General features: G+C 69.2%; 12 protein-coding genes and 1 pseudogene. 8 read left to right on the plus strand and 5 right to left on the minus strand.

What is annotated here, in order from left to right; genetic code table 11:
* Positions 1-304: 304 nt before the first annotated feature.
* The 3 genes from D5S19_RS00355 to D5S19_RS32665 are packed head-to-tail and all read left to right on the plus strand — an operon-like array spanning position 305 to position 3,701.
* Positions 305-2,692 (plus strand): glycoside hydrolase domain-containing protein, encoded by a 2,388-nt coding sequence (locus D5S19_RS00355; protein ID WP_120021325.1) that lies wholly within the window; start codon positions 305-307, stop codon positions 2,690-2,692.
* A gap of 35 nt (positions 2,693-2,727) precedes the next feature.
* Entirely contained in the window at positions 2,728-3,024 is a 297-nt protein-coding gene (locus D5S19_RS00360) for a hypothetical protein (protein WP_120021326.1), read from the plus strand.
* 56 nt (positions 3,025-3,080) lie between these two features.
* On the plus strand, positions 3,081-3,701 hold the full coding sequence (locus tag D5S19_RS32665) for a hypothetical protein (protein ID WP_120021332.1): 621 nt from the start codon (positions 3,081-3,083) through the stop codon (positions 3,699-3,701).
* 11 nt (positions 3,702-3,712) lie between these two features.
* Here D5S19_RS32665 and D5S19_RS32670 read toward each other — a convergent pair.
* The 4 genes and pseudogenes from D5S19_RS32670 to D5S19_RS00385 all read right to left on the minus strand — a co-directional run.
* Positions 3,713-3,946 (minus strand): annotated as a pseudogene (locus D5S19_RS32670) (Tn3 family transposase); the annotation flags it as partial.
* Between the two features lie 16 nt (positions 3,947-3,962).
* Positions 3,963-4,808, minus strand: a complete 846-nt coding sequence (gene hisG, locus D5S19_RS00375; protein WP_098510004.1) for an ATP phosphoribosyltransferase — start codon at positions 4,806-4,808, stop codon at positions 3,963-3,965.
* Between the two features lie 33 nt (positions 4,809-4,841).
* Positions 4,842-5,105, minus strand: a complete 264-nt coding sequence (locus D5S19_RS00380) for a phosphoribosyl-ATP diphosphatase (protein WP_098510347.1) — start codon at positions 5,103-5,105, stop codon at positions 4,842-4,844.
* A 63-nt stretch (positions 5,106-5,168) separates the two neighbouring features.
* Positions 5,169-5,855, minus strand: coding sequence for an HAD family hydrolase (locus tag D5S19_RS00385; protein ID WP_267901042.1), 687 nt, complete (start codon positions 5,853-5,855; stop codon positions 5,169-5,171).
* Positions 5,856-6,008: 153 nt separating this feature from the next.
* Between D5S19_RS00385 and D5S19_RS00390 the strand changes: the two genes are divergently transcribed.
* Complete coding sequence (locus D5S19_RS00390; RefSeq protein ID WP_120021327.1) at positions 6,009-6,929, plus strand: PAC2 family protein; 921 nt, start codon at positions 6,009-6,011, stop codon at positions 6,927-6,929.
* Between the two features lie 211 nt (positions 6,930-7,140).
* Here the strand turns inward: D5S19_RS00390 and D5S19_RS00395 are convergent, their stop codons facing one another.
* Complete coding sequence (locus D5S19_RS00395) at positions 7,141-7,971, minus strand: metallophosphoesterase family protein (protein WP_120021328.1); 831 nt, start codon at positions 7,969-7,971, stop codon at positions 7,141-7,143.
* A 211-nt stretch (positions 7,972-8,182) separates the two neighbouring features.
* Between D5S19_RS00395 and D5S19_RS00400 the strand changes: the two genes are divergently transcribed.
* The 4 genes from D5S19_RS00400 (at position 8,183) to D5S19_RS00415 (ending at position 12,203) form a co-directional block, all read left to right on the plus strand.
* The gene (locus D5S19_RS00400) at positions 8,183-8,647 is read left to right on the plus strand and encodes a MarR family winged helix-turn-helix transcriptional regulator (RefSeq protein ID WP_120021329.1); all 465 of its coding nucleotides are present in this window, start codon (positions 8,183-8,185) and stop codon (positions 8,645-8,647) included.
* Positions 8,648-9,046: 399 nt separating this feature from the next.
* Positions 9,047-11,074 carry a threonine--tRNA ligase gene (gene thrS / locus D5S19_RS00405; RefSeq protein ID WP_120021330.1) on the plus strand — a complete coding sequence of 676 codons (2,028 nt, stop codon included), beginning with the start codon at positions 9,047-9,049 and terminating at the stop codon, positions 11,072-11,074.
* Positions 11,071-11,646, plus strand: coding sequence for an HIT family protein (locus D5S19_RS00410; RefSeq protein ID WP_120021331.1), 576 nt, complete (start codon positions 11,071-11,073; stop codon positions 11,644-11,646). Before thrS ends, D5S19_RS00410 begins: the two co-directional genes overlap by 4 nt.
* A gap of 26 nt (positions 11,647-11,672) precedes the next feature.
* Positions 11,673-12,203 (plus strand): MarR family winged helix-turn-helix transcriptional regulator, encoded by a 531-nt coding sequence (locus D5S19_RS00415; protein WP_120021334.1) that lies wholly within the window; start codon positions 11,673-11,675, stop codon positions 12,201-12,203.
* The last annotated feature ends 73 nt before the right edge of the window (positions 12,204-12,276 follow it).

Raw genomic sequence — 12,276 nt, forward strand, 5'->3', positions numbered from 1 at the left:
AGGTGTGTGCGACCACCTCGTGGCGTGCGCCGGACCGGTTTCGGGTCTGTGAAGGGTCCCTTCACAGACTCAGAGTCCGTGAAGGGTCCCTTCACGGACCTCTACACCGACTTTGCCGGAACCCTGGGACGCGAGTGCGGCTGGACCATTTGGTGGAATCAGGGTTGCTTCGGCGCGGCGTGGCCACCATTGAAGTGATATTCCACTCGCGGTGGCGTGATCCACATTCGGTACTCTTCCGTGTCGGCTGTATTCGTTGCGGCGACAGGCGTTTGTCACCAAGCGGGGGGAAGGATCACGCACGATGGACCAAAGAGTGCTGGAAGCTCAGCAGTGGGTGAACGCCACTTACGGCGCGGTGGCCGGTTACCAGCGGTGCCCGGAGGACGGGCGCACCGGCTGGTCCACGATGTATTCGCTGACCATGGGCCTGCAACATGAACTGGGCATCTCCCCCGTGGTCGCGAGCTTCGGCCCGGGTACGATGGCCAAGGTCAAAGAACTGGGCGCCGTCGGTTTCGGCTGGAACCGCAACAGCAACATCGTGCGCATCATTCAGCACGGCCTGTTCTGCAAGGGCTACAACGGAGCCAACGATTACGGCGAATACAGCGCGGTGACCACCGGGGCCGTCAAGAAGATGCGGGTCGACATGGGCCTGCCCGATGGCGGTACCGGCACCGCGGGCGGACAGGTTACGCCACAGATCTTCCGATGCGTGCTCAACATGGACGCCTACGTGACTGTTGGCAGCGGAACGGACAAGGTCCGCGGCATCCAGCAGTGGCTCAACGGGCGATACTGGCAGCGCGACGCCTACACCCTCGGCCCCTGCGACGGGAACTACTCTCGGGACGTACAGAAGTCGCTGGTGATCGGACTGCAGTACGAACTCGGCATCAGCCAGCCCAACGGCAACTTCGGTCCCGGCACCCAGTCCGGGCTGAAGAGCCACTCGGTCGGTCCGGGCAGTACCGGTATTTTCGTGGAACTGTTCTCGGCGGCCTGTGTGTTCAACGAACCGGTACCGCTCGGAAACGTACGCACCACGCGGAAAGCGACCTTCGACGGCGCGCTGGGCGAATACGTCCGTGCTTTCCAGAGCTTCTCCCAACTCACCGCGAACGGGCAGGGCGACTACCCGACCTGGGCACAACTGCTGGTTTCGACGGGTGACGCCGACCGGCCCGCCCAGGGCTGCGACACCCGGTTCGAGATCACCGCCTCCCGGGCCCAGTGGCTCAAGTCCAACGGATACCGAGTGGTGGGCCGCTACCTGTACGACCCGCCGGGCTCAACCTTGGACAAGGAGATCAAGCCGGGCGAGCTGAAGACGATCTTCGATGCCGGCCTGCGGGTGTTCCCGATCTACCAGGACAACGCCCGTCAGCTCTCCGACTTCACCTACTCCCACGGCTATCAGCACGCCCTCAACGCGCACCGGCTGGCCGTCGGTTACGGCTTCAATCGCGGCACGGTGATCTACTTCGCGGTGGACTACGATGCTACCCAGGAGCAGATCGACTCGGCCATCGTGCCTTACTTCCAGGGCGTGCAGGCTGGGCTGGCCAACAACGGCAAGAAGTACGTGCACGGGGTGTACGGCTCGCGCAACGTGTGCATCAACGTCACGAACAAGACCTACGCGCGGCACTCGTTCGTCTCCGGAATGTCCTGGGGCTTCTCCGGAAACCTCGGTTTCCCGCTACCCGCGAACTGGTCGTACAACCAGATCAAGGAATTCACCGTCACGAACGGCTCGGACAAGTTCGACCTGGACCGCGACGTGGCCCGCAACGACGGCGGCGACCCTGGTCAGAGCAGTGTGAACGACTCAACCGGCCCCGCGGACACGTTCCTCGGCTACGTGCAGCGGCTCTACGACTGCGCCCGCTCCTACGGCAAGGGCAACCCAAGCCAGCTCGTCATGGAGTACATCCGGAGCGATCAGTACAACGACCTCAGATGGAAGGGGCTGATCGGTGGCGTCGACGACGAATTCACCGGGTACGCCAATGCGCAGGGTTTCACGGTGATGAAAGAGTTCGTGGACCCGGTCACCGGATACACCATCGGTGCCGAGCACATGATGGCCACGGCAAACGGTCACCTCGTCTCCCCGCAGCCGAGCAACCCCAAAAGCGTGAACGCGGGCGACATCGCGGGCTGGGGCGGTGATCTGCTCACCTTCTATGGCGACTGGCGCGACGCCGTGGACCGCTACCCTAACGGGCACACCTTCTGCGATGAGAAGCTGGCCAAACCCGGCGTCGCCACCAGTTTCGGTTTCTCCGACCTGATCGAAGACGCCGACGGCTACCTGATCGCCCGCCGGGTGGCGGGGGGCACGGACATCGTCACTGCGGTCCGCGACCAGTACAACGGCGGCGGTGGGCTACACCGGTTCACCAACTACTACCAGCAGCGGTTCACCAACGCCGAGGACTGCAATTTCCTGGCCCACAACATACTTGCGGCCGCGGATGACGCCAAGCTCGTGGTGGCGCGCAGGTTTCTCATCGGGCCGCACGCGGCCCCGAGTGACCTGTCCTATGACGACCTTCAGAGGTTCGAGCAAGGGTTCGCCGATACCCTACTGGCGCGCACTGGCATGGAGTCACGGATGGCTCGGCAGTACAAGGCCAACCACGACGCCTACCTGCGCCAAGCCCAACAGCGGGCGGTCCGCTGATGTTTCGCGGACTCCGCGTACGAGGTTGGCTCGGATTGACTTTGCTCCCCCTGCTGGCGCTCGGGTTTACGTTTTTTGTCAGCTTGATGGGGGCCAAACTTGACATCCAGGAGGCGTGCGAGGCCGCCCAGCAACCGTTCGACCGGGCCTATCTAAGTCAACACCGGCAGGACACCGGCCAGCTTTTCCCGAGGCACGACCTGTGCAACGCCGACTACGACCTGGTACCCGGCTGGATCAATCCGGCGCTCGTGATCTTCGCCGTCGTCACGGTGGCGTGCCTCATCGGAGCCGCCGCGGCCACCGTCCGCTTGATAAGGAATTCCCGATGACTATTCCCCGGCCTGCCCGGCCCCTCAGCCGCCGACTGTTTCTCGGCTCGACCGCGGTGACCGTCGGCACCCTCTCCCTCACCGGATTCACCGCCACCGCCGGGGCCGCTGCGCCTACGGGTGCGAATGCCTGGACCGGTTCAACCTCCGGCAACGGCTGGCCGATTCTGACCAAGGCAACCACATTCCGCATCGAGGGCAGCAACCAGGCAGTCCGCCTGGCGGACGGAGACGCGGCGACGATTCTGTTGCACGTCGCCCGCCGTTTCCACTACGAGATCGACACTCTGCGCGACGGCGACGTCGTCGGTTTCACACCCGGCCGGCCGGTCACGCAGCCGTTCGAATCGAACTACCTGTCCGGAACCGCGATCACCATTCGCTCCGTCTGCTATCCCCTCGGCGCGCGCGGCGGCTTCTACCCCCGGGAACAGACCGTCATCCGGGACATTCTCGCCGAACTCGGCAAGGCTGTGTCCTGGGGCGGCGACGAGCAGGTTCCGAAGGAATCGCATTTCCAGATTGCCCATGCGCCTGGCCACCCCGCAATCCGGGCCGCGGCCCAGCGGATCCGAGGCTGGGACGATACTCCCGGCGGGCAAGGCGCGGGCGCGGTAAACGCCTTTGACACCGATCGGCTCCAGGCTGCCCACCAGGTCCCGTTGCGCACTCGGTGATCCTGCAAGGACGTCGTGGTGCTCGGCTCCGGGCTGGAGAGCTTGATCGCGCCGATGTTCTTCAACCGCGGCAGCAGCCGGAACCCCCACAGTTCGGTGAACGCGAACCCGGCCACGCCGGCGGCGTGCGCGTCAGTGTGGTCTGCCTCGATCTCCGCATCGGTGCAGTGTCGCACCGGGAAAGTCCGGATCACACCGGCGACCGCACTGTCCACTGTGGATGGTGAACCACCCGGGCTCACCATCCACAGTGGATCGACTTCACAGCCGGCAGGAGCGGATGTCCGAGGCCAGGACCGCTTTGGCGCCGCATTCGGCGAGTTCGTCCATGATCCGGTTGACGTTCTTGCGGGACACCATCGCCCGCACCGCGACCCACTTCTCGTCGGCCAGCGGCGCGACCGTCGGCGATTCCAGCCCCGGCGTGATCGCGATCGCGCGCTCCAGCAGGTCGCGCGGGCAGTCGTAGTCCAGCATCAGGTACTGCTGCGCGAACACCACCCCGCGCAGCCGCGCGGCCAGCTGGGCCTTCGCCTTCGCCGGTTCGCCGCCCGCACGCTGGAGCAGGACCGCCTCGGACACGCAGATCGGGTCCCCGAAGGCGACCAGGTTGTGCTGGCGCAGCGAACGCCCCGACTCCACCACGTCCGCGATCGCGTCCGCGACGCCGAGCTGGATGGAGATCTCCACCGCCCCGTCCAGCCGGATCACCTCGGCCTCGACGCCCTGGCGGGCCAGGTCCTCGCGGACCAGCCGCGGATACGAGGTGGCGAGGCGCTTGCCGTGCAGATCGGCCGGCTTCCAGTCCCGGCCCGCCGGTGCCGCGTAGCGGAAGGTGGACCCGCCGAACCCCAGCGCCAGCACCTCCTCCACCGGGGCACCCGAGTCCAGCGCCAGATCACGGCCGGTGATCCCGAGGTCCAGCTCCCCGGAGCCGACGTAGATCGCGATGTCCTTGGGGCGCAGGAAGAAGAACTCGACGTCGTTGACCGGGTCGAGGACGTTCAGGTCCTTGCCGTCATGTCGCTTGCGGTAGCCCGCCTCGGCGAGCATCTCCGCCGCGGCGACGGCGAGGGCTCCCTTGTTCGGCACGGCAACACGCAGCATTTCGCTCTCCTCGATCTCCGGTACGGATGCGCGTCAGAGGTAGCGGTACACGTCCTCGGTCGAGATCCCCCGGCCGAGCATGAGCACCTGGACCCGGTACAGCAGTTGCGAGATCTCCTCGGCGAGCCGCTCGTCGGACTCGTGCTCGGCGGCGATCCACACCTCGCCCGCCTCTTCGAGCACCTTCTTGCCCTGGGCGTGCACCCCGTCGTCGAGGGCGACGACGGTGCCGGACCCGTCGGGACGGGTACGCGCGCGCTCGGCAAGCTCGGCGAACAGCTCATCGAAGGTCTTCACGGAAAGCGATCCTTCCACCCCGCCCGCACCCGCCCCGCCCCGGGTGACCGGAAGCGGCCGGGCTCACACCTGCGCCAGCAACGCGGCCAGCGCCGGCCCGTCCACACCCACCAGCGAGGTGCGGAACACCCGCCGCGGGCCGCCGGGGACCTCGACGTCGTTGGGCACGACCAGCACCGCGCAGCCGGCCCGTTCGGCCGACTCCGCGCCCGGCGGCGAATCCTCCACCGCGACACTGCGTTCCGGCGCCACCCCGAGCAGCTCGGCGGCCTGCAGGTAGGGGCGGGGCAGCGGCTTGTTCTCCCCGCCGACCTCGTCGCCGCAGACCGTCACGTCGAAGAACTCGCGGCCGATGGAGTTGAGCGCCAGCTCGGTCAGCACCCGCTCGGTCGAGGTGACCAGCGCCGAGGGCAGGCCCGCCGCGCGCACCGCGCCGAGCGCCTCACGAGCACCCGGCCGCCACGGCAGCGCCCCGTCGAACAGCCGGGCCGTCCGGCGGCGGATCCACTCCCCCGTCTCCGCGACCGCCTCCGCGGTGACCGGCCGCCCGGCCACCTCCAGCAGCACCGCGGACGTGGCGTCCATGTTCGAGCCGACCAGTGTCAGCCGGGTCCGTTCGGACAGCGTGCCGCCGAGCATCTCCGCGCATTCGTACAGCGCGACATCCCAGAGCTTCTCGGAATCGACGAGGGTGCCGTCCATGTCCCAGAACACGGCGGCGAGTCCGTCCGGCGAGGACGGTGCAGTCACGGTTTCTCCTTCATCCCGGGGACGGCTCTCCGGACCCAGGATTCCACGAAGGCCTGGGTGAGCGGCGCCACACCGGAGCCCACCCCCGCGTGCGGGACGCGCCCGGCCGGGCACGCTGCGCAGCGGACGGGCCGAAGGTCGTAGGCTGGTCCGGTGAGTGACCCAGTCGAGCAGACCCCGCGGCCCGGTACCCCGGACCACGACCACCCGGAATCGAACCGTCCGATCATGATTCTGGCTTTCGAAGGCTGGAACGACGCCGGCGACGCCGCCAGCCGTGCGCTCGAGCACCTCCAGCTCACCTGGGACGCCACACCGCTGGCCGAGGTGGAGCCGGACGACTACTACGACTTCCAGGTGAGCCGTCCGTCGGTCCGGCTGGTGGACGGGGTGAGCCGAAGGGTGGACTGGCCCACCACACGGCTGTCGGTGTGCCGGCCGGAAGGGCTGGACCGCGATCTGGTGCTGGTGCAGGGCCCGGAGCCGAACATGCGCTGGCGCGCGTTCTGCGCCGAACTGGTGGAGCACGTGGTGCAGCTGGATGTGGAGCTGGTCGTCGCGCTCGGCGCGCTGCTCGCGGACACCGCGCACACCCGACCGGTCCCGGTCACCGGGACCGCCTACGACAAGGACACCGCGAGCCGGTTCCACCTGGAGCTGAACAACTACCAGGGGCCGACCGGCATCGTCGGCGTGCTGCAGGACTACTGCGTGCAGGCCGGGGTGCCGGCGGTGTCGATCTGGGCGGCCGTGCCGCACTACGTCTCGCACCCGCCCTCGCCGAAGGCCACGCTGGCGCTGCTGCACAAGCTGGAGGACGTGCTCGACGTGGAGATCCCGCTCGGCTCGCTGCCCGAGCAGGCCGAGGAGTGGCAGCAGACCGTCAGCGAGATGGCCGACGAGGACGAGGAGATCAGCGAGTACGTGCGCGGCCTGGAGGAGCGCGGCGACGCGGAGACCGACTTCACCATGGAGGAGGTCTCCGGGGACAAGATCGCGGCGGAGTTCGAGCGCTACCTGCGCCGGCGGCGCCCTGGTCCGGGTCCGGACAGCGGCGGCTTCGGCCTGCGCTGAGCACGGCCGGGCACCGCGGCGGTGTTTCGGCGGTACGGGTGAATACGCGGTGGCCAGGCTGGCTCGGAACCGCCAGCACCCAGATCTGCCTCGGGTGCGGTTACGGCATTCCACGCCGCGGCGGTCGGAGGGACTCGCCGAGCCGGGGAACAGGCGACCATGCGCAGCCCTCCGTCGCTGAGCACGACCGGCCGCGCGGCGGGAAACCCGCTTACGCGGTGAGCAGCTTCCGCACCGGCACCGCGCCGCGCGCCCGGCGGCTCCACTCCCGTGGGTAGCCGAGCGAGACCTCCTCGAAGCGCACGCCGTCGGCCGAGGTGGTGCGCGGGATGTGCAGGTGCCCGTACACGGCCAGCTCGGCGCGGTACCGCAGGTGCCAGTCCTCGGTCTCGGTGGTACCGCACCAGAGCGCGAACTCCGGGTAGTACAGCGGCTCGGTCGGATGCCGGTGCAGGGGCCAGTGCGACATCAGGATGGTGCGGTGATCCGCCGGGATCGCGTCGAGGCGGTCGCGGCTGACCTTCAGCCGGGCTTCGCACCAGGCCTGCCGGGACGGGTACGGGTCGGGGTGCAGGAAATACTCGTCGGTGCACACCACACCGGCCTCCCGCGCCTGCGCCAGCGCCACTTCGCGGCTCTCGCCCGCGGCCGCCGGGGTCCGCCAGCTGTAGTCGTAGAACACGAACAGCGGCGCGATGGTGAGCGGCTGCGAGCCGTGCGGCCACACCGGGAACTCGTCCTCCGGGGTGAGCACGCCGACGGCACGGCATTGCTCGACCAGGAACTCGTAGCGGGCCTGGCCCCGGAGCTGGCATTCGTCCTTCGGCGTGGTCCACAGCTCGTGGTTGCCCGGGACCCAGACCACCTTCGCGAAGCGGTCCCGGAGCGTCGCGAGGGTTTCTTTGACGACTGAAGCGCGTTCTGCCACATCCCCGGCGACCAGCAGCCAGTCGTCCGGTCCGTCGGGCACCACCCGGTCGACGAGCGGGCCGTTGCCCTCGTGGGTCACGTGCAGATCGGAAGTGGCGAAGAGAGACGGCACGCTCCCACCGTAACGACTTTCCGGGCCGGAGATCGCCGGAACCCGCCCCTGAGCGACCCCGGGACGGGCGACGCACCCCGGATGCACGGCGAGGCCCGGCGACGGGCGCCCACCCGCCCGTCGCCCGTCCCGGTCAGCTATGCTCACGCTCAGTCACTGCACCAGGCAGCGACTGAGTCCGTCAGCCACTTCGCCACCGAGGGACCATCCCGTGCCCGACCAGCGAGAACTCGCCACCGCCGCCACGCTGGCCCTGCCGCGGTTCATCAGCGCGACCGTCCGGTTCCACACCACCGTCGCGGATCGGCTCGGGGTCACCCCGGCCGAATTGCACTGCCTGCAACTGGTGCACAGCGGTGTCACCGACTCGCCCACCGAACTCGCGCGGCTGCTCGGGCTGACCACCGGCGCGTTCACCCGGCTGCTCGACCGGATGGAGCGGGCCCGGCTCGTGGAACGGGTGCCCGATCCCGCCGATCGGCGGCGGCTGCGCGTGCGGGCCCGGCCGGACCGGATGGCCGAGCTGACCGACCTCTACGCCCCGCTCGCCCACCAGCTCGGCGCGCAGCTGGCGAAGTTCGACCGCAGGCAGCTGACCGCGCTGGTCGCGTTCCTCACCGGCGGCGAGGCGGCCGCGGGCCGGGCCGTCGCCCAGCTGCACCAGGGCACCGAATGAAGGCTGTGAGGGGTCCCTTCACAGCCTCAGCGTCCAGGGTGTCGGCAAAGTCGGTGTGGAGGTCCGTGAAGGGACCCTTCACAGACTCAGAGTCCGTGAAGGGTCCCTTCACGGACCCGAAACCGGTCCGGCGCACGCCACGAGGTGGTCGCACACACACCTCCGCATCGCCCACTGCCGGGCCCCCGACCAACTTTGCCGGGGCCCTGGACTCTGGGGCTGTGAAGGGTCCCTTCACAGCCTTCCCCGTGCCCGCTCGCGAAGTCGCGCCGCGTGCCGCGCCGCGACGAGCGCGCCGCGCCGCGCCGCGCGAGGCGGCAGCCACCGTTCGTGCACCATCCGGCCGCGGCTAGCATCACCGGGAGCCATCCCGTCACTTTGCCGTAGAGGAGCACGATCGTGTCCCATCCGCCGTCAGCCGCCGCCGTATCCGCCCCGCGCGTGGTGGTGCCGGCGGGCACTACGGCGGGCGCCGCGGTGCGCGAGGCCGGGCTGCCCACCAAGGGCCCGGAGACGATCGTCGTCGTGCGCGACGCCGAGGGGCAGCTGCGCGATCTCGCGTGGACCCCGGAGGCCGAAGCCGCGGTCGAGGCGGTCGCTGCGAACACCGAGGACGGCCGCAGCGTGATCCGGCACTCGGCGGCGCACGTGCTGGCCCAGGCGGTGCAGCAGCAGTTCCCGGACGCCAAGCTCGGCATCGGCCCGCCGGTGCGCGACGGCTTCTACTACGACTTCGCCGTGGACAAGCCGTTCACCCCCGAGGACCTGCAGGCGCTGGAGAAGCGCATGAAGCAGATCGTCAAGGGCGCGCAGCAGTTCTCCCGCCGCGTCTTCGCCTCTGCCGACGAGGCGCGGAAAGAACTCGCCGACGAGCCGTTCAAGCTCGAACTCGTCGACCTGAAGTCCGATGTGGACACCTCCGAGATCATGGAGGTCGGCGGCGGCGAGCTGACCATCTACGACAACCTCGACCCGCGCACCAAGGAGCGCGTGTGGAGCGACCTGTGCCGTGGCCCGCACGTGCCCACCACGAAGTTCATCCCGGCGTTCAAGCTGACCCGGGTGGCCGCGGCGTACTGGCGGGGCAGCGAGAAGAACCCCCAGCTGCAGCGGATCTACGGCACCGCGTGGGAATCGGCCGAGGCGCAGGAGGAGTACCTGGAGCGGGTGGCCGAGGCCGAGCGCCGCGACCACCGCCGCCTCGGCGCCGAGCTGGACCTGTTCTCCTTCCCCGAGGAGATCGGCTCCGGCCTGCCGGTGTTCCACCCCAAGGGCGGCGTCATCCGCCGCGAGCTGGAGAACTACTCGCGCGCCCGGCACGAGGACGCGGGCTACGAGTTCGTGAACACCCCGCACATCAGCAAGGAGCAGCTGTTCCTCACCTCGGGACACCTGCCCTACTACGCGGACACGATGTTCCCGCCGGTGCAGTTCGACGAGGAGAACTACTACCTCAAGGCGATGAACTGCCCGATGCACCACCTGATCTTCCGCTCGCGCGGACGGTCCTACCGGGAACTCCCGCTGCGGTTGTTCGAATTCGGCACGGTCTATCGCTACGAGAAGTCGGGCGTGGTGCACGGGCTGACCCGGGTGCGCGGGCTGACCATGGACGACTCGCACATCTACTGCACCCCGGAGCAGATGCCGGGTGAGCTGCGTTCCCTGCTGAAGTTCGTCCTGGACCTGCTGGCCGACTACGGGCTCTCGGACTTCTACCTGGAGCTGTCCACCCGCGGGGACTCGGACAAGTTCATCGGCTCGGACGAGGAATGGGCCGAGGCCACCGAGACGCTGCGGCAGGCGGCCGTGGACTCCGGTCTGGAACTGGTCCCGGACCCGGGCGGCGCGGCCTACTACGGGCCGAAGATCTCCGTGCAGGCGAAGGACGCCATCGGCCGGTCCTGGCAGATGTCGACCATCCAGCTGGACTTCAACCACCCCAAGCGGTTCGAGCTGGCCTACACCGCGGCGGACGGGTCCCGGCGGCAGCCGGTGGTGATCCACCGCGCGCTGTTCGGGTCGATCGAGCGGTTCTTCGGCGTGCTGACCGAGCACTACGCGGGCGCGTTCCCGGCGTGGCTCGCGCCGGTGCAGGTGGTCGGCATCCCGATCACCGCCGACCAGGTCCAGTACCTGCGCGAGGTGGAGAAGGCGTTGCGCGCCAAGGGGATCCGCGCCGAGGTGGACGCGAGCGACGACCGGATGCAGAAGAAGATCCGCACCCACACCACGCAGAAGGTGCCGTTCCTGCTGCTGGCCGGCGGCAAGGACGCGGACGCGGGCGCGGTGTCCTTCCGGTTCCGCGACGGCGGCCAGATCAACGGCGTCTCCGTGGCCGCGGCGGTCGAGGCCATCGCCGAGTGGGTCGCACGGCGGGAGAACTCGTCGCCGAACGCCGAAGCCGTGGAGAAGATCCTGCGGTGAAGGCCGAGCAGGGCGGTCCCGAGTTCGCCGGGCAGGACGGGGTGGGGGTCCCGGACGCGTTGCAGCGGCTGTGGACCCCGCACCGGATGGCCTACATCAAGGGCCAGGACAAGCCGGAGGGCGACGAGCCGCCCGGCTGCCCGTTCTGCCGGCTGCCCTCGCTCGACGACGAGCAGGCGCTGATCCTGGCGCGCGGCGAGACGGTGTATGCGGTGCTGAATCTGTACCCGTACAACCCCGGTCATTTGATGGTGGTGCCCTACCGGCACGTGGCGGACTACCCGGAGCTGACCCCGGCGGAGACCCGGGAGCTGGCCGAGCTGACCCAGCACGCGATGCTCGTGGTGCGCGCGGTGTCGGCCGCGCACGGGTTCAACATCGGCATGAACCAGGGCGTGATCGCCGGCGCGGGCATCGCCGCGCACCTGCATCAGCACCTGGTGCCGCGCTGGGGCGGGGACGCGAACTTCATGCCGGTGATCGGCCACACGAAGGTGCTTCCGCAGCTGCTGGGGGAGACGCGGCGGCTGCTCGCGGACGCCTGGGAGGTGCCGCCCGGCACCGGGGAGTGACGGGCCGGCTCGCGTATCATCACGGTATGTCCGGACCTCGCTGGCTCACCGATCACGAACAGCGGGTGTGGCGCGCCTACGCGGGCGCCTCGGCGATCCTGCAGGCGCACCTCGAAGGGCAGCTGCAGCGTGATTCGGGCATGCCGCACACGTACTACGAGGTTCTGGTCGCGCTGTCGGAGGCCCCGGGCCGCCGGCTGCGGATGAGCGAGCTGGCTGCGGTGCGCGGCTCCTCGCGCAGCCGTCTCTCGCACGCGGTGGCCCGGCTGGAGGCCAAGAGCTGGGTCACCCGGGAGTCCTGCCCGACCGACAAGCGCGGCGCCTGGGCTGTGCTCACCGACGCCGGGCTGGCCGCGCTCGAGGCGGCCGCGCCGGGGCACGTGGCGGCGGTGCGGGAGACCCTGTTCGACCCGCTCACCCCGGAGCAGGTACGGCAGCTGGGCGAGATCTCCGAGGCGATCCTGGCCGCGCTGCAGCCGCGCTGCGACGCCGCGCGGGCGGCCGAGGAAGCGGCCGAATGCGAGGCCGGGGTCCTCGAACTGCCGAAATCCGGTTGATCTCCCGGCGGGTCACAGGCGGGCTCCGCCGCGGCCACGGACGGGGTCGATAGGCTTTCGGGGGGGGGGGGGC

The organism is Amycolatopsis panacis, assembly GCF_003600245.1.
Lineage (GTDB): Bacteria > Actinomycetota > Actinomycetes > Mycobacteriales > Pseudonocardiaceae > Amycolatopsis > Amycolatopsis sulphurea.

What these genes read in the sequence shown, in the direction of transcription:
- D5S19_RS00355 (WP_120021325.1), top strand. Translation starts at nt 305, where the DNA reads ATGGACCAAAGAGTGCTGGAAGCTCAGCAGTGGGTGAACGCCACTTAC.
- hisG (WP_098510004.1), bottom strand. Translation starts at nt 4,808, where the DNA reads ATGCTGCGTGTTGCCGTGCCGAACAAGGGAGCCCTCGCCGTCGCCGCG.
- D5S19_RS00415 (WP_120021334.1), top strand. Translation starts at nt 11,673, where the DNA reads ATGTCCGGACCTCGCTGGCTCACCGATCACGAACAGCGGGTGTGGCGC.